The organism is Mycobacterium noviomagense (assembly GCF_010731635.1).
Classification (GTDB): Bacteria; Actinomycetota; Actinomycetes; order Mycobacteriales; family Mycobacteriaceae; genus Mycobacterium; species Mycobacterium noviomagense.
In genome coordinates this window covers 190,801-214,380 of record NZ_AP022583.1, presented here as the reverse complement: position 1 = coordinate 214,380, position 23,580 = coordinate 190,801, and the positions used below count along the sequence as shown (strand labels likewise).

20 protein-coding genes and 2 pseudogenes are annotated in these 23,580 nt (G+C 67.1%); 17 read left to right on the top strand and 5 right to left on the bottom strand.

Translation table 11 applies throughout. The features are described from left to right. Positions 1 to 44: 44 nt before the first annotated feature. A pseudogene (locus tag G6N15_RS00805) lies at positions 45 to 1,202 on the bottom strand (FAD-dependent monooxygenase). Between the two features lie 59 nt (positions 1,203 to 1,261). Between G6N15_RS00805 and G6N15_RS00800 the strand changes: the two are divergent. From G6N15_RS00800 to G6N15_RS00735, 14 genes are all read left to right on the top strand, one after another. Beyond that, positions 1,262 to 3,262 carry a S9 family peptidase gene (locus tag G6N15_RS00800; protein WP_083084333.1) on the top strand — a complete coding sequence of 667 codons (2,001 nt, stop codon included), beginning with the start codon at positions 1,262 to 1,264 and terminating at the stop codon, positions 3,260 to 3,262. Continuing rightward, positions 3,259 to 4,512 carry a saccharopine dehydrogenase family protein gene (locus tag G6N15_RS00795; protein ID WP_083084334.1) on the top strand — a complete coding sequence of 418 codons (1,254 nt, stop codon included), beginning with the start codon at positions 3,259 to 3,261 and terminating at the stop codon, positions 4,510 to 4,512. Before G6N15_RS00800 ends, G6N15_RS00795 begins: the two co-directional genes overlap by 4 nt. Positions 4,513 to 4,608: 96 nt before the next feature. Beyond that, a complete protein-coding gene (locus tag G6N15_RS00790; RefSeq protein ID WP_083084335.1) occupies positions 4,609 to 5,193 on the top strand; it encodes a DUF937 domain-containing protein in 585 nt (194 codons plus the stop codon). Positions 5,194 to 5,363: 170 nt separating this feature from the next. Beyond that, positions 5,364 to 5,975 carry a LysM peptidoglycan-binding domain-containing protein gene (locus G6N15_RS00785; protein ID WP_083084338.1) on the top strand — a complete coding sequence of 204 codons (612 nt, stop codon included), beginning with the start codon at positions 5,364 to 5,366 and terminating at the stop codon, positions 5,973 to 5,975. 102 nt (positions 5,976 to 6,077) lie between these two features. Then, positions 6,078 to 8,741, top strand: a complete 2,664-nt coding sequence (locus G6N15_RS00780; RefSeq protein WP_083084341.1) for a valine--tRNA ligase — start codon at positions 6,078 to 6,080, stop codon at positions 8,739 to 8,741. After that, positions 8,738 to 10,156, top strand: a complete 1,419-nt coding sequence (folC, locus tag G6N15_RS00775) for a bifunctional tetrahydrofolate synthase/dihydrofolate synthase (protein ID WP_083084344.1) — start codon at positions 8,738 to 8,740, stop codon at positions 10,154 to 10,156. Before G6N15_RS00780 ends, folC begins: the two co-directional genes overlap by 4 nt. Beyond that, positions 10,153 to 10,566 carry a DUF4233 domain-containing protein gene (locus G6N15_RS00770; RefSeq protein WP_083084346.1) on the top strand — a complete coding sequence of 138 codons (414 nt, stop codon included), beginning with the start codon at positions 10,153 to 10,155 and terminating at the stop codon, positions 10,564 to 10,566. Before folC ends, G6N15_RS00770 begins: the two co-directional genes overlap by 4 nt. Before the next feature lie 45 nt (positions 10,567 to 10,611). Further along, positions 10,612 to 11,043 (top strand): nucleoside-diphosphate kinase, encoded by a 432-nt coding sequence (ndk, locus tag G6N15_RS00765; RefSeq protein WP_083084349.1) that lies wholly within the window; start codon positions 10,612 to 10,614, stop codon positions 11,041 to 11,043. A 342-nt stretch (positions 11,044 to 11,385) separates the two neighbouring features. Then, entirely contained in the window at positions 11,386 to 14,190 is a 2,805-nt protein-coding gene (locus tag G6N15_RS00760) for an Rne/Rng family ribonuclease (RefSeq protein ID WP_083084351.1), read from the top strand. 191 nt (positions 14,191 to 14,381) lie between these two features. Beyond that, positions 14,382 to 14,693 carry a 50S ribosomal protein L21 gene (rplU, locus tag G6N15_RS00755; protein ID WP_083084354.1) on the top strand — a complete coding sequence of 104 codons (312 nt, stop codon included), beginning with the start codon at positions 14,382 to 14,384 and terminating at the stop codon, positions 14,691 to 14,693. 14 nt (positions 14,694 to 14,707) lie between these two features. Beyond that, positions 14,708 to 14,974 carry a 50S ribosomal protein L27 gene (rpmA, locus tag G6N15_RS00750; RefSeq protein ID WP_083084356.1) on the top strand — a complete coding sequence of 89 codons (267 nt, stop codon included), beginning with the start codon at positions 14,708 to 14,710 and terminating at the stop codon, positions 14,972 to 14,974. A 73-nt stretch (positions 14,975 to 15,047) separates the two neighbouring features. After that, on the top strand, positions 15,048 to 16,490 hold the full coding sequence (gene obgE, locus G6N15_RS00745) for a GTPase ObgE (protein ID WP_083084358.1): 1,443 nt from the start codon (positions 15,048 to 15,050) through the stop codon (positions 16,488 to 16,490). Then, positions 16,487 to 17,593 (top strand): glutamate 5-kinase, encoded by a 1,107-nt coding sequence (gene proB, locus G6N15_RS00740; RefSeq protein WP_083084361.1) that lies wholly within the window; start codon positions 16,487 to 16,489, stop codon positions 17,591 to 17,593. The genes obgE and proB overlap by 4 nt, the downstream gene beginning before the upstream one ends. Before the next feature lie 51 nt (positions 17,594 to 17,644). Further along, a complete protein-coding gene (locus G6N15_RS00735) occupies positions 17,645 to 18,724 on the top strand; it encodes an NAD-dependent epimerase/dehydratase family protein (RefSeq protein WP_083084363.1) in 1,080 nt (359 codons plus the stop codon). Here G6N15_RS00735 and G6N15_RS00730 read toward each other — a convergent pair. Together G6N15_RS00730 and G6N15_RS00725 are read right to left on the bottom strand one after the other, a co-directional pair. Further along, the gene (locus G6N15_RS00730) at positions 18,702 to 19,562 is read right to left on the bottom strand and encodes an NAD-dependent protein deacetylase (protein ID WP_083084608.1); all 861 of its coding nucleotides are present in this window, start codon (positions 19,560 to 19,562) and stop codon (positions 18,702 to 18,704) included. The two genes, G6N15_RS00735 and G6N15_RS00730, sit on opposite strands and share 23 nt — an antisense overlap. 97 nt (positions 19,563 to 19,659) lie before the next feature. After that, the gene (locus G6N15_RS00725; protein WP_083084365.1) at positions 19,660 to 20,199 is read right to left on the bottom strand and encodes a cysteine hydrolase family protein; all 540 of its coding nucleotides are present in this window, start codon (positions 20,197 to 20,199) and stop codon (positions 19,660 to 19,662) included. A 58-nt stretch (positions 20,200 to 20,257) separates the two neighbouring features. On the opposite strand from G6N15_RS00725, the gene G6N15_RS00720 reads away from it, so the two are divergent. Both G6N15_RS00720 and G6N15_RS00715 read left to right on the top strand, forming a co-directional pair. Beyond that, the gene (locus G6N15_RS00720; protein WP_083084367.1) at positions 20,258 to 22,300 is read left to right on the top strand and encodes an NAD(+) synthase; all 2,043 of its coding nucleotides are present in this window, start codon (positions 20,258 to 20,260) and stop codon (positions 22,298 to 22,300) included. Between the two features lie 98 nt (positions 22,301 to 22,398). Then, positions 22,399 to 22,677: a hypothetical protein gene (locus tag G6N15_RS00715; protein ID WP_139797669.1), complete on the top strand. Its 279-nt coding sequence runs from the start codon at positions 22,399 to 22,401 to the stop codon at positions 22,675 to 22,677. An 18-nt stretch (positions 22,678 to 22,695) separates the two neighbouring features. Here G6N15_RS00715 and G6N15_RS23005 read toward each other — a convergent pair whose 3' ends face one another. Next, positions 22,696 to 23,052 carry a hypothetical protein gene (locus tag G6N15_RS23005; protein WP_139797670.1) on the bottom strand — a complete coding sequence of 119 codons (357 nt, stop codon included), beginning with the start codon at positions 23,050 to 23,052 and terminating at the stop codon, positions 22,696 to 22,698. Positions 23,053 to 23,161: 109 nt separating this feature from the next. Then, a pseudogene (locus G6N15_RS23690) lies at positions 23,162 to 23,377 on the bottom strand (serine hydrolase domain-containing protein); the annotation flags it as partial. On the opposite strand from G6N15_RS23690, the gene G6N15_RS23000 reads away from it, so the two are divergent. Continuing rightward, positions 23,325 to 23,480 (top strand): hypothetical protein, encoded by a 156-nt coding sequence (locus G6N15_RS23000; protein WP_232070319.1) that lies wholly within the window; start codon positions 23,325 to 23,327, stop codon positions 23,478 to 23,480. The pseudogene G6N15_RS23690 and the gene G6N15_RS23000 overlap by 53 nt on opposite strands. The last annotated feature ends 100 nt before the right edge of the window (positions 23,481 to 23,580 follow it).

The following is a 23,580-nucleotide window of genomic DNA, read 5'->3' as shown; positions in this document are numbered from 1 at the left end:
TGGTGCCGGGCCTTCGGGCCCGGCACCGCCGCATATGCGGGGTACTAGGCCGGGTTATCCGGCAAGACGAACGCCGATCGCGCCGCCACCGAGGCCATATGGCGGGTCAACACCGCCTCGGGGACCAAAACGGTGGCTCGGCTGACCATGGCACTCAAGAAGGTGGGCCGTAGGTTGACGATCCTGCCGAACATGGCCGACTCGCGCACGAGCGGGCTGACGCGCGGTGGTCGGGATGCGGCGTACCGGGCGAAGGCGCTCGGCAGGTCGGTGGCCCGCTCGACGCAGGCGGCCAGAATCGCGGCGTCTTCAAGTGCCTGGCAGCCGCCCTGGCCGAGGTGCGGGCGCATCGGGTGGGCAGCGTCACCGACCAGCACGATTGCCCCGCGTGCCCACCGTCGGGCCGGGGTGCGGTCGTAGAGGTCGTTGCGCAAGACATCGGCGGGTTCCGTGGCCGCCAGCATGGCCGGTATGGGATCGGGCCAGTCGGAGAACTTCGCTTGCAGGTAGGGCAGTTCTCCGTCGGGCGCGCGCTGCCCCTCGGGACTGCGTTCGGTGGCAAACGAGTAGGTGTGATCCGGCCCCATCGGGACGTGACCAGTTTCGACGCCCGGCCCGAGCGTCTCGCCGGCCAGCTCCGGGTCCATCGCATACCTGGCGACGCCGCGCCAGGCCGTGTAGCCGGCGTAGCGGTCGGAGAGCGGGCCATTGAGGTGGAGCGCAATCACCGACCGTGTTCCGTCGGCGCCGACCACCGCGCGTGCGGTGCGCACCGTGCCGTCCGACAACTCGACCCGGACCCCGGCGTGGTTGTCGACTACGTCGATGGCGCGCAGCCCGTATTCCACGGTGCCCGGCTTCAACGCCCCCGCAAGGATGTCGCGCAGCGCTGCCCGTTGCACTACCACCAACGGCTCACCCAGCGCCTTGACGATCCGCTCGGGCGCGGGGCGCCGCAACCACGAGCCGTCTCGCCAGCGCGGCGCACCGGCGGTGACACGGCCGCCCGCCTCGCGGACCGCGTCGCCCAAACCGATGCAGTCGAGTGCCGCTAATGCGTTGGGCCAGATGCTGATTCCGGCCCCCGTCGACGTGTCGGTTCGCTCTTCGAGGACCGTGACTTCCTAACCACACCGCTGCAGGGCCACCGCGCTTGCCACGCCTGCGATACCCGCGCCGACCACCAGGATGCGTTGCGCCATGGGCAGTGAACCTATCGGGGGGCACGGACGACACCAACCGCGTGTGCTAGGCAAGACGCATGACCGCAACGGCGTTTGACAACCTCGATGACTACCTCGCGCTGCCGCGGGTAGCCGGTCTGGCGGTCTCAGCCGACGGCTCGCGAGTAGTCACCACGGTGGCTAGGCTCAACGACAAACGCAGCGAATACGTCACTGCGATCTGGGAAGTCGACCCGGCGGGCCGGACGCCTGCGCGCAGGTTGACCCGCTCGGCCCACGGTGAGTCGTCGCCGGCGTTCACCGCCGACGGCGATCTGCTGTTCGTCTCGTCGCGGACCACATCCGACAAGGCGGACGGTAAGGACAAACCGCCCGCCTCGCTGTGGCGGTTGCCGGCCAGCGGCGGTGAAGCCGTCGAGGTGCTCGCCATGCCGGGCGGCGTCTCCGTGGTACAGAGTGCTCGCAGCGCCGAGGTGACAGTGGTCGGCGCGCCGCTGCTGCCGGCTGCCGACGACGTCGATGACGATCGGCGGCTGCGCGACCTCCGCAAAGACTTGAAGGTGACGGCGATCTTGCATGCGGGATATCCGGTTCGCTACTGGGACAAGGACCTCGGCCCGGACGAGCCTCACCTGCTCGAGGTGAGCGGCCCGCGTGATCTGACCCCGCAACCCGGTGTGGCGCTACGCGAAGCCGGATTCGACGTCAGTGCCGATGGTCGATTCTTGGTGACTACTTGGCGCGTCGCCGGGGCGGGGCCCAGCGCGCGCTCGGTGCTGCTGCGAGTCGACATCGAATCCGGCGAACGCACCGTCATCGCCGACGATCCCGGCGCAGATCTGGAGCATCCGGCGATCTCCCCGGACTGCTCGGCGGTGGCCTTCACCCGCGAAACGATCGCCACTCCCGATTGCGCGCCGCGAAGAACGTTGCAGTGCTTACGGTTTGGTGAAGAACCGGTTTCCGTCGCTGCGGAGTGGGATCGCTGGCCGGCATCGCTGACCTGGTCGAAAGACGGCGCCTCGCTTATCGTCACCGCCGACCAGGCCGGCCGCGCGCCGGTGTTCGCCGTCGATTTGACCACATCGACGATCACCCAGCTCACCTGTGACGACTTCGCCTACAGCGACGTCACGGCCGCGCCCGGCGGGGTGCTGTATGCACTGCGCAGCTCGTATGCGACGCCACCGCACCCGGTGCGGATCGACCCCGATGGCGGCGTCACCGTACTGCCGTGCGTTGAATTGCCTGCGTTGCGAGGAACTTTGGAAGAGGCCAACGCCACCACTGCCGATGGGTTCACCGTGCGCTCGTGGCTGGTGCTTCCTGACAACCCCACGCCGGCACCGCTGCTGCTGTGGATTCACGGCGGTCCGCTGGGCAGCTGGAACAGCTGGTCATGGCGATGGAACCCGTGGTTGATGGCGGCCCAGGGCTACGCTGTGCTGCTGCCCGACCCTGGGTTATCCACCGGCTACGGGCAGGAGTTCATCCAGCGCGGCTGGGGAGCCTGGGGCGCGGAGCCGTTCGACGACTTGATGACAGCCACCGACGCAATTTGCGCTCACCCGCGCGTCGACGCCACCCGCATCGCGGCGATGGGCGGATCGTTCGGGGGGTACATGGCCAACTGGGTGGCCGGCCACACCGACCGGTTCGCCGCAATCGTCACCCATGCCAGCCTGTGGGCGCTGGACCAATTCTGGCCGACCACTGACCTCGCCTACTACTGGCGGCGCGAGATGACACCGCAAATGGCCGCGACCCACTCGCCGCACCGCTTCGTCGAGCGGATCAGCACCCCGATGCTGGTTATCCACGGCGACAAGGACTACCGGGTACCGGTCGGCGAAGCCCTTCGACTGTGGTACGACCTGCTGGCCAACTCTGGCCTGCCTGCCGGCGCGGACGGCCGCAGCCCGCATCGCTTCTTGTACTTCCCGTCCGAAAACCACTGGGTGCTGGGCCCACAGCACGCCAAGATCTGGTACGACGTCGTCATCGCGTTTTTGGCCGAACACGTGCTCGGCAAGACCGGCAAACTGCCCGAAACCCTCGGAGTAGCGTCAGTCCGGTGACAGCATCGCAGCGCGAATTCGACATCGTCTTGTACGGGGCGACCGGCTTTGTCGGAAAGCTGACCGCCGAATACCTGGCCAGAGCGGGATCGGGTGCCCGTATTGCGCTGGCCGGCCGGTCGACCGACCGGTTACGTGCAGCGCGCGAAACTCTTGGCGAGTTAGCGCAGTCCTGGCCGCTGGTGCAGGCCGACGCCGCTTCCCCGTCGACGCTGGATGCGATGGCGACGCGCACCCAAGTGGTGATCACCACCGTCGGCCCGTACACCCGCTACGGGTTGCCACTGGTGGCCGCATGCGCGGCGGCAGGCACCGATTACGCCGACCTCACCGGTGAGGCGATGTTCGTGCGCAACAGCATCGACCAGTACCATAAACAGGCCGTCGACACCGGCGCACGCATCGTGCATGCGTGCGGATTCGATTCCATCCCTTCGGATTTGAGTGTCTATGCGCTGTACCGCGCGGCACGCGACGACGGCGCCGGCGAACTCACCGACACCCATTTCGTGTTGCGCCGCTTCGCCGGCGGATTATCCGGCGGCACCATCGCCTCGATGATGGAGGTGCTGCACAGCGCTTCCACCGATCCCGACGCACGGCGCCTGCTCGCCGATCCGTACACGCTGAGTCCCGACCGCACCGCCGAACCCGACGTGGGCCCGCAGCCGGATCTGCCCTTGCGCCGCGGCCGCGACATCGCCCCGGAACTGGCCGGGACGTGGACCGCGGGATTCATGATGGCACCGTATAACACTCGAATTGTTCGGCGCAGCAACGCATTACTGGACTACGCGTACGGCAGGCAATTCCGCTACGCCGAGCACATGAGTCTGGGCTCCTCGCGGGTTGCCCCCGCGGCGTCCGCTTTGGTCACCGGCGCAGGCATCGCGGTGTTCGGGCTGGGCAGCCGTTATTTCCGGCTGCTGCCGCGGCGGCTGGTCGAACGGCTGGCGCCCAAACCCGGCACCGGCCCCAGCGCCGCCGCCCGGGAACGCGGCTACTACCACGCCGAGACCTATGCCACCACGACCACCGGCGCGCGTTATCGGGCGACCATCGAGCAGCAGGGCGATCCGGGCTACAAGGCGACCTCGGTGTTGTTGGGGGAGAGCGGCTTGGCGCTCGCGTTAGACCGGGACAAGCTCTCCGACCTACGCGGCGTGCTCACTCCGACGGCCGCGATGGGCGACGCGCTGATGGCGCGTTTCCCGGCCGCCGGGGTGTCACTGCAGACCAGTCGGCTCTGATTGCGTCGGGCCGCGTCGAAGGCTGTTGGTACAGCTGACTTAGGTCTAGTGTCGTAATCGATTTCGACAATCTCCGGTGACGAAAGTTGACACGAAATGGCTGGTCTCGATGATCTTTTCGCACAGATTCCAACACGCGAAATCGCAAGCAGGTTAGGCGCTGACGAAGCAGAAGTGAACAACGCGATTCACACATTGGTTCCCGTGCTCGTCGGTGGAGCGCACGAAAATGCGCAAAATTTCGACAAAGCGTCAGACATCGAGTCGGCGGCCAGCAGCCATGCTGCACGAGGGCTGCTGGATACCGGTGCCACGGTGGATCAACTCGACAAGTCCGACGGTCAGAATGCGATAGCGACGATCTTTGGGGGCGCTGACAGCAGTCAGGTGGCCGCGGCGCTGTCGGGCGCTGGTGGCGGCAACAGTGAGTTGATCCAGAAGCTCTTGCCGATCCTGGCACCGATTGTGTTGGCGTACATCGGTAAACAACTCAGCGACAAGAAATCTCCCGCACAGGAGCAGGCTTCCGGGGGCGCCCTTGGCGAGGTGCTGGGCAGCATCCTCAGTGGAGCCTCGGGCGGCAAAGGCAACAGGTCGTTGGGCAGCATCCTCGGCGATGCGGTGGGAAGCAAAGCGGGCGACATACTCGGCGGCTTGCTCGGCGGCAAGAACAAGAAATAACGCACGGACGCACTGCCATTGCACCGGTTCGTCATCGGCAATTCTTCGGCCGTTTCGATTCACGTGAGTTGAACGCGTTCGCGAAAACATTGACGTCAGTAGGCTCATATTTGTTCGGCGAAGCAACGCGGGGCTGCTGTGGCCCGCACGAGGAGAAGGGAGTGAGTGACGTGGGAGACACACTGAATGCGGGACAGAAGTTAGTAAGGGGAGAGTCGCTCACCTCCAACAACGGGGCCTATACCTTGACGCTGCAAGATGACGGCAACCTGGTGCTGGCGGTGCGCGGCAAGGCCATTTGGGCCACGGGGACCAACGGTCAAGACGTGGTGCGTGCGGAGGTCCAACCGGACGGCAACTTCGTGCTCTACACCGCGGACAAGCCAGTGTGGGCCACCAACACCAAGGGCAAGAAGAACCCCCGTCTCGTGCTACAGGACGACCGCAACCTGGTGCTCTACGCCGACGACGGGGCAGCATGGTCCACCAAGACCGAGACTGATGCGCCGCCGCCTCCGGCTCCCGAAGAGCCGGCCGCTGCGGCGGCACCCGCTGCGCAAGAGGCTGCTCCCGAACCAGAAGCGGCCCCGGCCGAGGCGCCGCCGGCACCCGAGCCAGCTGAACCGGCCGCCCGGACGTACACCGTCGAATCCGGCGACACCCTGTGGGCCATCGCGGAGCGCTTTTACGGCGACGGCGGCAAATACCAGGTCATCGCCGACGCCAGCGGGGTCCCGAACCCGGACCTGATTCAACCCGGGCAGGTGCTGACGATCCCCTGATCGTAGCGCGTTCGACGATGTAGCGGCTCAGGTCGACAGGACTGAGCCGCTACAGCGGAACTGCTTGGCCGGTCGAGTGAGCGGGCTTCCTAGAATTGTGCGGTGACCCCCAACCCGAAGCCCGCTGTTAGCGCTGCGGCTGAAGCCTTGCCGAAGTCGTGGGACCCGGGCGCGGTCGAGAGCACGATCTATCAGGGCTGGGTGGACGCCGGATACTTCACCGCTGACCCGGCCAGCACCAAACCGGGTTTTTCCATCGTGCTGCCACCGCCCAATGTGACCGGCAGCCTCCACATGGGGCACGCGCTGGAGCACACCCTGATGGATGCCTTGACTCGCCGCAAGCGCATGCAGGGATATGAAGTGCTGTGGCTGCCGGGTACGGATCACGCCGGGATCGCCACCCAAAGCGTGGTGGAAAACCAGCTCGCGCTCGACGGCAAGACCAAAGAAGGCTTGGGCCGCGAGCGGTTCATCGAGACGGTGTGGCGATGGAAGCGTGACTCCGGCGGCGCAATCGGCGCCCAGATGCGCCGCCTTGGCGACGGCGTCGACTGGAGCCGCGACCGGTTCACCCTCGACGAGGGCCTTTCGCGCGCGGTGCGGACGATCTTCAAACGGCTCTACGACGCCGGACTGATCTACCAGGCCGAGCGGCTGGTGAACTGGTCACCGGTGCTGGAAACGGCCATCTCCGATCTCGAGGTCAACTACGAAGACGTCGAAGGCGAGCTGGTGTCGTTTCGATACGGCTCGCTCGACGACTCCGAACCCCACATCGTCGTGGCCACCACCCGGGTCGAAACGATGCTGGGCGACACCGCGATAGCGGTGCATCCCGACGACGAGCGCTACCGCCACCTGGTCGGCACCAACCTGCCGCACCCTTTCGTCGACCGAACCCTGGTCGTCGTCGCCGACGAGCATGTCGACCCCGAATTCGGCACTGGCGCAGTCAAAGTCACCCCCGCGCACGACCCCAACGACTTCGAGATCGGATTGCGGCACCAATTGCCGATGCCCACGATCATGGACACCAAGGGCCGAATAGCCGACACTGGAACACAATTCGACGGCATGGACCGATTCGAAGCCCGCGTAGCGGTGCGGGAGGCGCTGGCGGCGCAAGGCCGCATCGTCGAAGAGAAGCGCCCGTACCTGCACAGCGTCGGGCATTCCGAGCGCAGCGGCGAGCCGATCGAGCCGCGGCTCTCACTGCAGTGGTGGGTGCGGGTGGAGTCGCTGGCCAAAGCGGCTGGCGACGCTGTCCGCAACGGACAGACGGTGATTCACCCAGCCAGCATGGAGCCCCGCTGGTTCGGCTGGGTCGACGACATGCACGACTGGTGCATCTCGCGTCAGCTGTGGTGGGGCCACCGTATCCCGATCTGGTACGGGCCCAACGGCGAAAAAGTGTGCGTCGGTCCCGACGAAGCCCCGCCCGAAGGTTGGGAGCAAGACCCCGACGTGTTGGACACCTGGTTCTCCTCTGCATTGTGGCCGTTTTCGACGATGGGCTGGCCCGAGCGCACGCCTGAGCTGGAAACGTTCTATCCGACAAGCGTTTTGGTCACCGGGTACGACATCCTGTTCTTTTGGGTGGCCCGGATGATGATGTTCGGCACCTTTGTCGGCGGCGACGACGCCATCACCCTCGACGGCCGTCGCGGACCACAGGTGCCGTTCACCAACGTGTTCCTGCACGGGCTGATCCGCGACGAGTTCGGCCGCAAGATGAGCAAGTCCAAAGGCAACGTCGTGGATCCGTTGGACTGGCTGGACAAGTTCGGGGCCGACGCGCTGCGGTTCGCGCTGGCCCGCGGTGCCAGTCCCGGCGGTGACCTGACCATCGGCGAAGACCACGTGCGGGCCTCGCGAAACTTCGGCACCAAGCTGTTCAACGCCACCCGGTTCGCGCTGCTCAACGGTGCCCGCCCGGCGCCGCTGCCCGACCCCGCCGACTTGACCGATGCCGATCGATGGATCCTTGGACGGTTGGAAGAGGTTCGCGCCGAAGTCGATTCGGCTTTCGACGGCTACGAGTTCAGCCGCGCCTGCGAATCTCTCTACCACTTCACCTGGGACGAGTTCTGCGACTGGTACGTCGAACTGGCCAAGACGCAGCTTGCCGACGGCATCACGCACACCACCGCTGTGCTGGCCGCCGTGCTCGACACGTTGCTGCGGCTGCTGCATCCGGTGATCCCGTTTCTGACCGAGGCGCTGTGGACCACACTGACCGGTCAGGAGTCGCTGGTGATCGCCGACTGGCCGCAGCCGTCCGGGATTGCCCTGGATCCGGTTGCCGCGCAGCGCATCACGGACATGCAAAAGCTGGTGACCGAGATTCGGCGGTTCCGCAGCGACCAAGGACTGGCCGACCGACAGAAAGTGCCTGCCCGGCTGTCGGGTATCGACGGCGCGGATCTGACCAGCCAAGTGCCGGCGGTGACGTCGCTGGCGTGGTTGACCGCGCCCGGGCCGGACTTTAACGCGTCGGCGTCGCTGGAGGTGCGGCTGAGCGACAGCACCGTCGTCGTCGAACTCGACACCTCCGGCACCATCGACGTCGCCGCCGAACGTCGCCGGCTCGAAAAGGATTTGGCCGCAGCGCAAAAGGAACTCGAGTCGACGACAGCCAAACTGGCCAACCAGGACTTCCTGGCCAAAGCGCCTCCGGCGGTCGTCGAGAAGATCCGTGACCGCCAACAGGTGGCCCGCGACGAAACCGACCGGATTGCGGCCAGGCTGGCCGGGCTGCAATGACCTCCGAGCCGCTCGGGCGGCCCTCGCCGGAACCCACACCCGACGAGATGGCGTCGATGTTGCAGGTCGAGCACTTGCTCGACCAGCGCTGGCCCGAAACCCGCATCGAGCCGAGCCTGACTCGCATCAGCGCGCTGATGGACCTGCTCGGATCGCCGCACCGCGGCTACCCGTCGATCCATATCGCGGGCACCAACGGCAAAACGTCGGTGGCGCGGATGGTGGACGCGCTGCTGAGAGCGCTGCACCGGCGCACCGGCCGGACCACCAGCCCGCACCTGCAGTCGGCGGTCGAGCGCATCGCGATCGATGGTCTACCGATCAGCCCGGCCCAGTACGTCGCGACGTATCGCGATATCGAGCCCTACGTCCAGATGATCGACCAGCAGTCGGAGGCCGCCGGCGGGCCGGCGATGAGCAAGTTCGAAGTGCTCACTGCGATGGCGTTCGCCGCGTTCGCCGATGCCCCGGTCGACGTCGCGGTGGTGGAGGTCGGTCTCGGTGGCCGCTGGGACGCCACCAACGTCGTCAATGCGCCGGTGGCCGTCATCACCCCGATCAGCATCGACCACGTCGAATATCTCGGCGACGACCTCGCCGGCATCGCCGGTGAAAAGGCGGGCATCATCACAAAAGCCGAGGGTCCCGTCGACACGGTCGCGGTCATCGCCCGCCAGGTGCCGGAGGTGATGGAGGTGTTGTTGGCGCAGTGTGCGCGCGCCGATGCCCAGGTCGCCCGGGAGGACTCCGAATGCGCCGTGCTGGACCGCCGGGTCGCCGTCGGCGGTCAGCTGCTGCAACTGCAGGGCCTCGGCGGCGTCTACTCCGACGTGTACCTGCCGCTGCACGGCGACCACCAAGCCCATAACGCGGCCGTGGCGCTCGCGGCTGTCGAGGCGTTCTTCGGCGCCGGGGCACAGCGCCAACTCGACGTCGACGCCGTCCGCGCCGGGTTCGCCGCCGTGACCAGCCCGGGCCGGCTGGAGCGCATGCGCAGCGCACCGACGGTGTTCATCGACGCTGCGCACAATCCCGCCGGGGCCGAGGCCCTCGCGCGGGCATTGGCCGACGAATTCGACTTCCGCTTCCTGGTCGGTGTGGTCAGCATGCTGGCGGACAAGGATGTCGGCGGCATCCTCGCCGCGCTGGAACCGGTGTTCGACCGAATCGTCTTGACCCACAACGGATCGCCGCGGGCACTTGATGTCCAGTCGCTGGCGCTAGCGGCCGAGCAGCGCTTCGGCCCGGACCGGGTGGTCACCGCCGAGAACCTGCGCGATGCCATCGACGCCGCGACCGCGCTGGTCGACGACGCCGCCGTCGACGGGGACGCGTCCGGTACTGGCATCGTGATCACCGGCTCCGTGGTCACCGCCGGCGCTGCGCGCAGTTTGTTTGGTCGAGACCCCGAATGACGCAGCAACCCGAACGCAGCGACGAGGCGCGGCCCCTGCCGCCTGACCCGTGGAAAAGCTTTCGCGGAGTGATGGCCGGCACGCTGATCCTGGAAGCGGTGGTGATCTTGCTGGCGCTGCCAGTGGTCGGCGCTGTCGGCGGCGGACTGACTGGGGTATCGCTGACGTATTTGATCGGGTTGGCGGCGGTTTTGCTCTTGCTCGTGGGAGCGCAGGGCCGGTCCTGGGCCATCTGGGTTGATCTGGCCGTGCAAGCAGCGGCGATTGCCGGGTTCGCGGTGTATCCGGGCGTCGGGTTTATCGGTGTGCTCTTCACTTTGGTGTGGGTGTTGATCGCCTACATGCGCGCCGAGGTGCGGTGGCGGCAGCAGCGGGGCCTGCTGCCCGGACAGCGGCAGCCGCCGGACTGATCTGGCGGGCAGGTTGAGCGGCGCCGGTTCGGTACGCTGTGCGCCGTGACACGCGCCGGCGACGATGCAGAGCGGACCCTCCTGTTGATCAAGCCTGACGCCGTCGAGCGGCGGCTGGTTGGCGAGATCATCAGCCGCATCGAGCGCAAAGGCCTCACCATCGCGGCGCTGGAGCTACGAGCTGTCAGCGACGAACTTGCCCGCCAGCACTATGCCGAACATGAAGGCAAAGCGTTCTTCGCATCGTTACTGGAGTTCATCACCTCCGGAGCGGTAGTTGCAGCGATCGTGCAAGGCCCGCGAGCCGTGGCGGCGGTACGGCAGCTCGCCGGTGCCACCGACCCGGTGGCAAGCGCGGCACCCGGCACGATCCGCGGCGACTTCGGGCTGGAAACACAGTTCAACCTGGTGCACGGCTCAGATTCCGCGGATTCTGCCCGCCGCGAGATCGAGCTGTGGTTCCCGGGCACGAGCTAGCTCGACGACGATGCGGCCCGTGCAGCGGCCCGAGGAGAAGTCGGGCAATTGAAGCGGTGCAGAGCGTGGTCCGTCCCAGGGCAACCGTGTGGGATACTGATATCGGGTGAACGTCGCCGGACCGGTGGCCGACACCCGAATGAAGACCTAGACAAGCGCGACCATCGCTGCGCGCGGTGCGGCGCCCACTGTCCAGCCATCATTCAGCCGGGCGCCGAGTCGGTTCTACGCGGGCCGCTCGGCGCGAGACCATTACAAGCTCGGGAGAAGTGACCCGGGCACATAGTGAAGCCCTCGCGTGGCCGCGTCGTCACGACGCGCCCGGGGGCTCGAGGAGACTACGTGGTAGACGGTGCCCCATCTTCAGACGTATCAGGAAATCCGACACAGCACGAGGACCTGCCGGACAAGTTAAGGGTCCACTCGCTGGCACGTGCGCTGGGAACCAGCAGCAAGCGGGTGCTCGACGCGCTCACCGAACTCGACGGGCGGGTCCGCAGCGCGCACTCCACGGTGGACCGGGTCGATGCGGTTCGGGTGCGCGACCTGCTGGCCGCGGCGCCGGGCCAGCCCGATGAGCCCGAGCCAGCAGAGGCCGACGAGCCGGAATCCCGGTTGATGCTCGAGACGACGGTTGAGCGCCCGGAGTACCTGCCGCTGTTCGTCGCCCCGCAACCGCTCGAGGCCGAACCGGACGTGTCGGACGACGCCGACGACTCCGATGACTTCGATGATGCCGACGTCGACGACGAACAGGCGGAGCGTCCGGCCGGCCGGCGGCGCCGCCGCGGCCGCCGTGGCCGTGGCCGCGGACGCGGTGAGGCGGGAGGCGACAACCGCGGCCAAGGTGATGACGGCGAGGCCGACTCCGCCGATACCGAAGCCGATGCCGGCGACGGCGGCGACTCCGACGACGGCGACACCGGCGACGACTCGCAAGAGGTGAGCAGCCGGCGCCGGCGACGGCGGCGTCGCCGCAAATCCGGCTCGGCCGACGACACCGACGGGGGCCCCTTATCGGGCCCATTGCCCGACGACCCGCCCAACACCGTCGTCCACGAGCGGGCGCCGCGCGCAGCCGACAAGGCCGACACCGACGACAACGACCCGGCGACCGCGGAGATCCAGGGCATCGACGGCTCTACCCGGCTGGAGGCGAAGCGCCAGCGCCGCCGCGACGGCCGCGATGCAGGACGCCGGCGCCCGCCGGTGCTCAGCGAAGCCGAGTTCTTGGCCCGTCGCGAGGCGGTCGAGCGGGTGATGGTGGTGCGCGACAAGGTCCGCACGGAGCCGCCGCACCCCGGCGCCCGCTACACCCAGATCGCAGTGCTCGAAGACGGCATCGTCGTCGAGCATTTCGTGACTTCTGCCGCCTCGGCGTCTCTGGTGGGCAACATCTACCTGGGCATCGTGCAGAACGTGCTGCCCTCGATGGAGGCGGCTTTCGTCGATATCGGCCGCGGCCGCAACGGCGTCCTCTACGCCGGCGAAGTCAACTGGGAGGCCGCCGGTCTGGGCGGGGCCAACCGCAAGATCGAGCAGGCCCTCAAACCGGGTGACTACGTCGTCGTTCAAGTCAGCAAGGACCCGGTCGGGCACAAGGGCGCACGTCTGACCACCCAGGTGTCGCTGGCCGGCCGCTACCTGGTTTACGTTCCCGGCGCGTCGTCGACGGGTATCAGCCGCAAGCTGCCCGACACCGAACGCCAACGGCTCAAGGAGATCCTGCGCCAAGTGGTGCCGCCCGATGCCGGGGTGATCATCCGCACCGCGTCGGAAGGCGTCAAAGAAGACGACATCCGCGCCGACGTGAACCGGCTGCAGGACCGGTGGGCTCAGATCGAGGCAAAGGCCGCCGAGATCAAGGAGAAGGCCGCCGGGGCAGCGGTGGCGCTCTACGAAGAACCTGACGTTTTGGTGAAGGTCATCCGCGACTTGTTCAACGAGGACTTCGCCGAGCTCATCGTCTCCGGCGACGAGGCCTGGAACACGATCAATGAATACGTGAAATCCGTTGCGCCCGAACTTCTTCCGAAGCTGACGAAGTACGAGTCGCCAAGCGCCGACGGGCCGGACGTCTTCGCGGTGCACCGCATCGACGAGCAACTGGCCAAGGCGATGGACCGCAAGGTGTGGCTGCCGTCGGGCGGGACGCTGGTGATCGACCGGACCGAGGCCATGACGGTCATCGACGTCAACACCGGCAAGTTCACCGGATCGGGGGGGAACCTCGAACAGACGGTCACGAAGAACAACCTCGAGGCCGCCGAGGAGATCGTGCGCCAGCTACGGCTGCGCGACATCGGCGGGATCGTGGTGATCGACTTCATCGACATGGTGCTGGAGTCCAACCGTGACCTGGTGCTGCGGCGGCTGACCGAGGCGCTGGCCCGCGACCGGACCCGTCATCAGGTGTCCGAAGTGACGTCGCTGGGGCTGGTGCAACTGACCCGCAAGCGGCTGGGAACCGGTCTGATCGAGGCATTCTCGACGCCGTGTCCGCACTGCGGCGGGCGCGGGCTCATGCTGCACGCCGATCCGGTCGATTCGACGCAGGCGAGCGGTCGCAAATCCGAGTCGGGCGGCCGTCGCGGCAAACGGTCCCGCAAGAGCCGCGCCGACGAGTCGTTGGTGACCAAGCTGCCTGAGCATGCCCCTGGCGAGCATCCGATGTTCAAGGCGATGGCCGCCGCCAACGGCCGCCAGGACGGTGAGCCCGGCGAGTCCGAAGAAGAGCTTGTGCACGCGGCCGTCGACCGCGAGTCGGAGGAGGAATCCGACGCGCAGACCGCCCAACAGGTCGCCCGCGAGGTCGCTGAGGAGGACCTGCTCGACACCGACGAAGACGACTTCGAAGACACCGACGAAGACGACACCGACGAGGACGAGGTCGACCTCGACGAAGAGGAAGACCTCGGCGAAGAGGACGATCTCGACATCGACGAGGACCTCGAGGTGGTCGACGGCGACGACGAGGACTCCGATGACTCCGAGGACGCCCTGGACGAGGATGTCGACGACTCGGGAACCTCAGATCAGGGCACCGGTGACTCCCCGGTTCCCGCGGCCGCCGTCCCGCCGTCACCAGGGCCACGCCGGCGTCGCGCTGCAGCGCGGCCGGCAGGTCCACCGATCCACGGGGACTAGCCCGCGGTTTGACCCTGTAGTCGCTGGTCACGTACCCTGGATCAGTTGTCGCCGGGCTCGCCCGATGACGATGCGGCCCGCCTGGCGGGCCGAGGAGGAGTCGGGCAATCAGGCCTTGCCTGGCGCTCCCCAGACCCGCTGCGCGTACCCGGTGGTAGCGCGCGCCCTGAAGAATGAGGTAGACACCCACGATGGCGACCTACGCAATCGTCAAAACCGGCGGCAAGCAGTACAAGGTTGCCGAGGGCGACGTGCTGAAGGTGGAAAAGCTCGACTCCGAGCCTGGCGCGAAGGTGACACTGCCGGTTGCCCTGGTCGTGGATGGCGCCAATGTCACCACCGATGCCGCCGAGTTGGCCAAGATCGCGGTGACCGGCGAGGTGCTCGAGCACACCAAGGGCCCCAAGATCCGTATCCACAAGTTCAAGAACAAGACCGGCTACCACAAGCGTCAGGGTCACCGCCAGCAGCTGACCGTGTTGCGGGTCACCGGAATCAAGTAACGGAGGCGACAGACATGGCACACAAGAAGGGTGCGTCCAGCTCGCGTAACGGTCGTGATTCCGCTGCCCAGCGGCTAGGCGTCAAGCGGTTCGGCGGCCAGGTCGTCAAGGCCGGCGAAATCCTGGTGCGCCAGCGCGGCACCAAATTCCACCCCGGCGTCAACGTCGGCCGCGGCGGCGATGACACCTTGTTCGCCAAAGCGGCCGGGGCAGTGCAGTTCGGCGTCAAGCGCGGACGCAAGACCGTCAGCATCGTCCCGGCCGGCACCACGGCCAGCTGAGCCGCGCGAATGTAACGCAGCGGCGGGCAGGCCGTTTTCCGCCCTGGCGTTACGTTCCAAGGAGTGACCCCCGATGCCCCGGTTTGTCGACCGCGTTGTCATCCACGTGCGGGCGGGTTCCGGCGGTAACGGCTGCGCCTCGGTCCACCGCGAGAAATTCAAGCCGCTCGGCGGCCCCGACGGCGGCAACGGCGGCCGCGGCGGCAGCGTCGTCCTGGTGGTCGATCCGCAGGTGCACACCCTGCTGGACTTTCATTTCCGCCCCCACATCGTCGCCCCTTCGGGCAAGCCAGGCATGGGCGGCAACCGTGACGGGGCGGCCGGCGCCGACCTGGAGGTCAAGGTGCCCGACGGCACCGTGGTCCTCGACGAGAACGGGCGCTTGCTGGCCGACCTGGTCGGGGCTGGGACACGATTCGAAGCCGCGGCCGGCGGCCGCGGCGGCCTGGGCAACGCCGCGCTGGCCTCGCGGGCCCGCAAAGCTCCCGGCTTTGCGCTGCTGGGCGAAAAAGGACAAGCCCGCGATCTGACACTGGAGCTGAAAACCGTCGCCGACGTCGGATTGATCGGTTTCCCCTCGGCGGGCAAATCCTCACTGGTGTCGGCGATTTCAGCAGCCAAACCCAAGATCGCCGACTACCCGTTCACCACCCTGGTGCCGAACCTCGGCGTGGTCTCGGCCGGGGATACGACCTTCACCGTCGCCGACGTGCCCGGGCTGATCCCCGGTGCATCACAGGGCCGCGGCCTCGGGTTGGACTTCCTGCGACACATCGAGCGGTGCGCGGTGCTGGTGCACGTCGTCGACTGCGCCACCATCGAGCCGGGCCGCGATCCGGTGTCCGACATCGACGCGCTGGAAGCCGAACTGGCCGCGTATACGCCCACGCTGCGCGGGGACGCGGCGCTGGCCGACCTCGCCGAGCGGCCGCGAGCGGTGGTGCTCAACAAGATCGACGTTCCCGAAGCTCGCGAGCTGGCCGAGTTCGTCCGCGACGACATCGCCGAGCGCGGCTGGCCGGTGTTCGCGGTGTCGACCGCCAGCCGGGAAGGCTTGCAGCCGTTGGTCTTTGCGCTGGCCGACATGGTCTCGGCGTATCACGCCGCGCAGCCGGAGCCCACGCTGCGGCGCCCGGTGATCCGCCCCATACCCGTCGACGACAGCGGCTTCACAGTCGAACCGGATGGCCACGGCGGATTTGTGGTTCACGGGGCGCGCCCGGAACGATGGATCGACCAGACCGATTTCGACAACGACGAAGCGGTCGGCTACCTCGGCGACCGCTTGGCGCGCCTCGGTGTCGAAGAGGAGCTGCTGCAGTTGGGCGCCCAACCGGGCTGCGCTGTCACCATCGGGGGCGTGACGTTCGACTGGGAGCCGCAAACGCCCGCCGGTGTCCCCGTCACAATGTCCGGCCGCGGCACCGACCCGCGCCTGGAACACACCGAGCGCGTCAGCGCCGTCGAACGCAAGGCGGCTCGGCGCCGGCGCCGGGAGCGCGGTGAGCAGTCATGACCAGCCCGCACCGGGAAGCCATCCGTGTCGCGCGGCGCGTCGTGGTCAAAATCGGCACCACCGCGTTGACCACCCCCTCCGGCATGTTCGACGCTGGCAGCCTGGCCGGGCTCGCCGACGCGATCGAGGCTCGGATGAAGGCGGGCTCGGACGTCGTCATCGTGTCCTCCGGGGCCATCGCCGCCGGCATCGAGCCGCTCGGATTAACACGGCGCCCAGCGGATCTGGCGACAAAGCAGGCGGCGGCCAGCGTCGGGCAAGTCGCGCTGGTGAACTCGTGGAGTACGGCGTTCGCCCGCTACGGCCGCGCCGTGGGTCAGGTGCTGCTGACCGCACACGACATTTCGATGCGAGTCTCACACACCAACGCCCAGCGCACCTTGGACCGGCTGCGCGCCCTGCACGCGGTGCCGATCGTCAACGAGAACGACACCGTGGCCACCAACGAGATCCGGTTCGGCGACAACGACCGGCTTTCGGCGCTGGTGGCGCACCTGGTCGGCGCCGACGCCCTGGTACTGCTGTCCGATATCGACGGCCTCTACGACACCGATCCCCGCAAGGCAGCCGAGGCGCGCTTCATTGCGGAGGTGTCCGGTCCGGACGACCTCGCCGGCGTGGTCGCCGGGCGGGGAGGGCACTTGGGCACCGGCGGGATGGCGTCGAAGGTGTCGTCGGCGCTGCTGGCTGCCGACGCGGGGGTGCCGGTGCTGCTGGCCGCTGCGGCTGAGGCCGCCACTGCCCTGACCGATGTGTCGGTGGGTACGGTGTTCGCTGCCCGGCCCAACCGCATGTCGGCGCGCCGGTTTTGGGTGCGCTACGCCGCCGAAGCAGCCGGCTCGCTGACGCTGGACGAAGGGGCCGTGCGCGCGGTGCTGCGGCATCGCCGGTCACTGCTGCCCGCCGGGATCACCGCGCTGTCAGGCCGCTTCCACGGCGGTGACGTCGTCGAGCTGCGCGGGCCCGACGCCGCTGTGGTGGCCCGCGGTGTGGTCGCCTACGACGCGGCGGAACTGGCCACCATGATGGGCCGGTCGACGTCGGAGCTGCCCGCCGAACTGCGGCGGCCCGCCGTGCACGCCGACGACCTCGTCGCCGTTTAGCGCGGTCGTTTCAGCGAATTTTCCCGCGCTGAACGGGTATTGCTATCTGGTATGCCGACACGAATCGTGATCACCGGCGCGAGCGGGAACATCGGCACCGCCTTACTGAAACGGTTGGCTGCCGCCGAAGGCGATTACGCGCTGCATGCCGTGGCGCGACGCCGGCCACCACCGGTAGGGGTCTACCGTGCGGCGCGTTGGCATCAACTCGACCTGGCGGACCGGCACGCCGTCACTCGCCTGCAGCGAGTGTTCACCGGCGCGCAGTGCGTGATCCATTTGGCGTGGGGATTTCAGCCAACCCGTAATACCCGTTATCTCGACGCGGTGGGCATCCACGGCAGTTCGGCAGTACTGGCCGCGGCGCGAGCCGCCAGAGTCGCCCAGCTGGTGCACATGTCCTCGGTGGGAACCTACGCCGCGGGACGCTACGGCCAGCGCGTCGACGAATCGTGGTCTACCACCGGCATCTCCAGCTCGCCGTACAGCCGAGCCAAAGCCTCGGTGGAAGCCATGCTCGACGACTACGAGCACGGCACAGGTGACGGCGTCGTGATCACCCGTATGCGGCCGGCATTCGTGGTGCAACGCGACGCCGCCGAGGGGCTGCGGCGCTACACGATTCCGGCCTACATCGACCCGGCATGGCTGCGGCTGTTGCCGGTGCTGCCCATGGACCGATCGCTCACGGTTCCCGTCATCCACGCCGACGACGTCGCCGACGCCATCGTCAAAGCCGTCGAACGCCGCGCCGCCGGGCCCTTCAACCTCAGCGGCGAACCGCCGGTGCATCGAGATGACATCGCACGGGCCATGGGCGCCAAGCCAATCCACGTCCCGTCGACCGTGCTGCGGACGCTGATGCAGGCCAGTTGGATGGCGCGGCTGCAGCCGATCGACCCCGGTTGGCTGGATCTGGTCTATGCGGTCCCGCTGCTGGACACCCAACGCGCCCGCACGCTGCTGGACTGGTCCCCGAAGCATGACGCCCTGCAAGCCGTCGCCGAGGTCATCGACGGCTTCATCCACCACAGCGCAACCCCGAGCCCGGTGCTGAGCACCCGCTCGTTCGTCAACAGCATTCGGCGTGACCTGTCCAACGGACCGATCACTGTTCGCAAACTGCCCTGAGTGCACAGCCGAGCTCGTCGGCCAATAGCGCCAGCACCTCCGAGCAGCCGCCGTCCACCTTGACGGTGGCCAGGTCGTCGCCACGAGTGCGGCCGCGGTTGAGGATCGCGATCGGCATGCCCAGCGATGCGGCGTGGCGCACGAACCGGTAGCCGGAAAACACCGTCAGCGACGACCCGGCGACCAATACTGCGTCGGCATTATCAACCAGCGAATACGCTTGGGCCACACGGTCTTTGGGCACATTCTCGCCGAAGTAGACAATGTCGGGTTTGAGCATGCCGCCGCAGGACGGGCAGTCGAGGTAGCGAAACCACGCGGTGTCGGTGACGACGGCGTCTGCGTCGGGAGCTACTGCCAGCCCGCCCACCGCCTCGGCTTGTTCGATGAAGCCGGGATTCAGAGCTTCCAGCCGCTCGGCTAGCGCTGCGCGGCTCATCGTGTAGCCGCAGCTCAGGCACACCACCTGCGCATAGCTGCCGTGCAGATTGACGACGTTGCGGCTGCCCGCCTTCGTGTGCAGCAGGTCGACGTTCTGGGTGACGATCCCGCTCAGCACACCTGACTGCTCGAGGTTGGCCAGCGCCCGATGCCCCGCGTTGGGCCTCGTGTCGTCCATGTGCCGCCAGCCGACATGGTTGCGGGCCCAATAGCGCTGCCGAAACGCCGGATCGCCGACGAACTGGCGGATCGTCATCGGATTACTCGGCGGCGAATCCGGTCCCCGGTAGTCCGGAATGCCCGAGTCCGTAGAGATCCCTGCGCCGGTCAGCGCCACCACCCGGCGCCCGGTCAGCAGTCTGACCAGCTCAGGCACGGCGACGTCGGTGACCTGCACCAGCTCGAGGCTAGTCACCCAGGCGAGCGTGCGTGTTTGTGCGCCGACACGCCGATCGGAGTGGCATTTTGCGCACGCTCGCGGCAGTAGGCCGGGGCTAGTCCAGGCAGCGCGCCGCTGTCGTCAGCTCGGCGTCCATGTTGCGTTCCATCATCTTCAGGGCAGCCGCCCCCAGCTCGGGGTCGATGTGCGCGACGGCGTCTTTGGGCACCACCACCGGAATGTGACGCACGTAGGCGTCGAGCGCGCTGTAGAGAATGCACTGCTCGGTGACTTGCCCGGTCAGGATCAACCGTTTGGTCTCAAGCCGCCCGAGCAGGTACGCCAGCGGGGTGGAATAGAACACGCTGTGGCGGACCTTGGTCACCACTCGGCAGCCCTCGGGGGGGACGATCGGCTCCACCAGATCTGGCCGTGCCCCATCGAGCGCCGAGCGGACGATGTCGGAGAACTCGGCGGTGAAATCGCCGTAGTTGTCGTTGACATACACCAGGTCGACGTCGTCGCGGGCACGCGCGCGGCGCACCACATCGGCCAGCGGGTCGATGATTTCCGCGACATTGGGTATCAGAACGTCGGCGTCGGGATGCTGATAGCTGTTCAGCATGTCGACGACCAGGACAGCGGTGTCGCTCATGATCTGTTCATACCCGGTGGCCGGGTATTGACACCGGCCGGGCAAGAATGTGAGGGCAATGGACTTCTACTCTGCCTACAGCCACGGGTTTGTGCGGGTCGCCGCCTGCACACACCACACCACGATCGGGGACCCCGCGGCCAACTCCGAGTCGGTTTTGCGGATGGCCCGCGAATGCCACGACGACGCGGTGGCGCTGGCCGTATTTCCCGAGCTGACGCTGTCCGGCTACTCGATCGAGGACATCTTGTTGCAGGACGCGCTGCTCGACGCCGTCGAAGATGCGCTGCTCGACATCGTCGCGGCCTCCACCGACCTGCTGCCGGTGCTGGTGGTAGGCGCGCCGCTGCGCTACCGACACCGCATCTACAACGCCGCGGTCGTCATCCACCGCGGCGTCGTGCTGGGGGTGGCGCCCAAGTCGTATCTGCCGACCTACCGCGAGTTCTACGAGCACCGCCAACTCGCGGCCGGAGACGACGAACACGGCACCATTCGCATCGGCGACACCGAGGCCCCGTTCGGGCCGGATCTGCTGTTCGCCGCTACCGACCTGCCGGCCTTCGTGTTGCATGTCGAAATCTGCGAAGACATGTTTGTGCCGGTTCCGCCCAGCGCGCAAGCGGCGCTGGCTGGGGCGACGGTGCTGGCAAACCTGTCCGGCAGCCCGATCACCATCGGGCGCGCGGAGGATCGCTGCCTGCTGGCGCGCTCGGCGTCGGCGCGGTGTCTGGCCGCCTACGTCTACGCCGCCGCCGGGGAGGGCGAGTCGACGACCGATCTGGCGTGGGATGGCCAGACCATGATCTGGGAGAACGGGGTGCTGCTCGACACGTCGGAGCGCTTCCCCAAAGGGGAACGCCGTTCGGTCGCCGACGTCGACACCGAGCTGCTTCGCTCGGAACGACTACGGATGGGCACCTTCGACGACAACCGGCGCCATCACCGGGCGCTGGCCGAGTCGTTCCGGCGCATCGAGTTTCGGCTCGATCCGCCGCTCGGCGACATCGGGCTGCGCCGCGAGCTCGAGCGGTTCCCGTTCGTGCCGTCCGATCCCTCGAGGTTGGAACAGGACTGCTACGAGGCGTACAACATCCAGGTCGCCGGCCTCGAGCAGCGGCTGCGTGCGCTGAACTACCCGAAGATCGTCATCGGGATTTCCGGCGGGCTGGACTCGACACACGCGCTGATCGTCGCGGCGCGCGCAATGGATCGCGAAAAGCGGCCTCGCAGCGACATTCTGGCATTCACACTGCCCGGATTCGCGACGGGGGAGCGCACAAAGGCCAACGCGGTCAGGCTGGCGCGGGCACTGGGCGTCACCTTCGAAGAAATCGACATCCGCGACACCGCACAGTTGATGCTGTCCACGATCGATCACCCGTTCGGCCGCGGCGAGAAGGTCTACGACGTCACCTTCGAGAACGTCCAGGCCGGCTTGCGCACGGACTACCTGTTCCGGCTGGCCAACCAGCGGGGCGGCATCGTGCTCGGCACCGGTGACCTGTCCGAGCTGGCGCTGGGCTGGTCGACATATGGTGTCGGAGACCAGATGTCGCACTACAACATCAACGGTGGTATCCCCAAAACGCTGATCCAGCACCTGATCCGCTGGGTGATCTCTTCCGGCCAGTTCGACGAGGAGGTGTGCGCCACGCTGCAGTCGGTGCTCGACACGGAGATCACCCCCGAGCTGGTGCCCAGCGGCGAAGAGGAGAAGATCCAGAGCAGCGAAGCAAAAGTCGGACCCTATGTGCTGCAAGACTTTTCGCTATTCCAGGTGTTGCGCTTCGGGTTCCGCCCCTCGAAGATCGCTTTTCTGGCCTACCATGCCTGGAGCGACTCGAATCGCGGCAACTGGCCGCCCGGCTTTCCCGAGGACAAGCGGCCGTCGTACTCGCTGCACGAGATCCGGCACTGGCTGAAGGTTTTCGTCGAGAGGTTCTATTCGTTCAGCCAGTTCAAGCGGTCCGCTCTGCCCAACGGCCCCAAGGTATCTCATGGCGGGGCATTGTCTCCGCGCGGCGACTGGCGCGCGCCGTCGGACATGTCGGCGCGGATTTGGCTCGACGAGATCGAGCGCGAGATCCCCGAGAAGTAGCCGCAACCTCAGGCGTTCCGCTTTACCGTTGGGTGGAGGACCCGTAGCGGGGGAGCTAGAGCAATGGACAGGTTCGCAAACGGTGCAATGGCCATAGGGTGGCGCGCGGTGGCGGCCTCGAAGCGGTCGCGGCCATGGCGGTGTATCCGCTGATCGGATCCGCCCTTGCGGAACCGCCAGCCACTCAGGTGATCACGGTGGTGGCTGTCGGCCCGAACGGCGAACCCAAGCCAGGGTCCCGGAACTTGTCTGGATCGCTCTACCCGACATGGACGGTCAAAGTCGGGCAGCTCGGTTCACCTAACGAGCACTTCCCGCCGCCACAGACCCGTGCGGTGACCACCGCATGGTTGGCCGGCAATGCCACGCCCACATGACGTTCGCTCGGCGGTCGATCAGGTCCATTGACGGCCGCACGGTTGCTTGGGCGCCAATGCCAAGATGATCGGGTGGGCGAAACCGTTGGTGCTGACCGGAAATGCCCTGTTGGAGTTCGACAGGAAAGTGATCCCCCAGCAGGTGTCCGGGAACAGGTAGGTGTGGGAGTACATACCCCACGTACCGCCGTCCTTGGACAGCATCGGAAATCCGCTGACCGAACCGGGGTCGCGCGGCGGCGTGATCATCCACGCCAGTCCCTGACACGTGCCGCAATCCGGTCCGATGCCCTGACCGTTGTGCGTCAACCGCAGGGCGGCCGATATTGCGGGCGCGCTGTTGAAGCCAAGGTTGGCGGCGGTGAACGCGGCCATGTCCGCGATCGTCGACACAAGTGCGCGCCGCCGCCGGCGTATGCGTTGACGTTGTTCCAGTAACAGGGGGTGGCAACGCCGGCTTGTGAGTTGCTAGCTCGCGCAGCGTAATTGGTGACGGGTTGGAGTTTACGCAGCTGTTCGCCGGTGCGACGTAGGGCTGCGGTAAGAACGACTGCAGGGTGTCGTCGAGCTGCACCACACCCCGTAATGACAGTCCGGCAAGCGCGGACCCAGTGAAAACCTTGGTTTCCGAGCCGAGTTCGTAGACGGTGTCCGAGGTTGTGGGTGTCGTTCCGTCGACGGCGGTGACGCCGCAGTTGATGATCGCGGTGCTCGGTACCGACGGGTTGTCCGCCGACGGCGACACCACAGCCAGCGACACTCCCGGCGTGATTGATCTGGGGTGTCGCCCTAGGAATCTCTGAACATTGGACTGCACAACCGGAAGGATCGCCTGGGCGGCAGGGCTGGCGGCGCGGCACTGCTGCGCCGGGTTCGGCTGGGCGTGGGCGCTCGGATCCCCGA

Coding starts and splice junctions, on each gene's coding strand:
- G6N15_RS00800 (WP_083084333.1), top strand. CDS start 1,262: ATGACCGCAACGGCGTTTGACAACCTCGATGACTACCTCGCGCTGCCG.
- G6N15_RS00790 (WP_083084335.1), top strand. CDS start 4,609: ATGGCTGGTCTCGATGATCTTTTCGCACAGATTCCAACACGCGAAATC.
- folC (WP_083084344.1), top strand. CDS start 8,738: ATGACCTCCGAGCCGCTCGGGCGGCCCTCGCCGGAACCCACACCCGAC.
- G6N15_RS00770 (WP_083084346.1), top strand. CDS start 10,153: ATGACGCAGCAACCCGAACGCAGCGACGAGGCGCGGCCCCTGCCGCCT.
- rplU (WP_083084354.1), top strand. CDS start 14,382: ATGGCGACCTACGCAATCGTCAAAACCGGCGGCAAGCAGTACAAGGTT.
- rpmA (WP_083084356.1), top strand. CDS start 14,708: ATGGCACACAAGAAGGGTGCGTCCAGCTCGCGTAACGGTCGTGATTCC.
- obgE (WP_083084358.1), top strand. CDS start 15,048: ATGCCCCGGTTTGTCGACCGCGTTGTCATCCACGTGCGGGCGGGTTCC.
- proB (WP_083084361.1), top strand. CDS start 16,487: ATGACCAGCCCGCACCGGGAAGCCATCCGTGTCGCGCGGCGCGTCGTG.
- G6N15_RS00735 (WP_083084363.1), top strand. CDS start 17,645: ATGCCGACACGAATCGTGATCACCGGCGCGAGCGGGAACATCGGCACC.
- G6N15_RS00725 (WP_083084365.1), bottom strand. CDS start 20,199: ATGAGCGACACCGCTGTCCTGGTCGTCGACATGCTGAACAGCTATCAG.
- G6N15_RS00720 (WP_083084367.1), top strand. CDS start 20,258: ATGGACTTCTACTCTGCCTACAGCCACGGGTTTGTGCGGGTCGCCGCC.
- G6N15_RS23005 (WP_139797670.1), bottom strand. CDS start 23,052: ATGGCCGCGTTCACCGCCGCCAACCTTGGCTTCAACAGCGCGCCCGCA.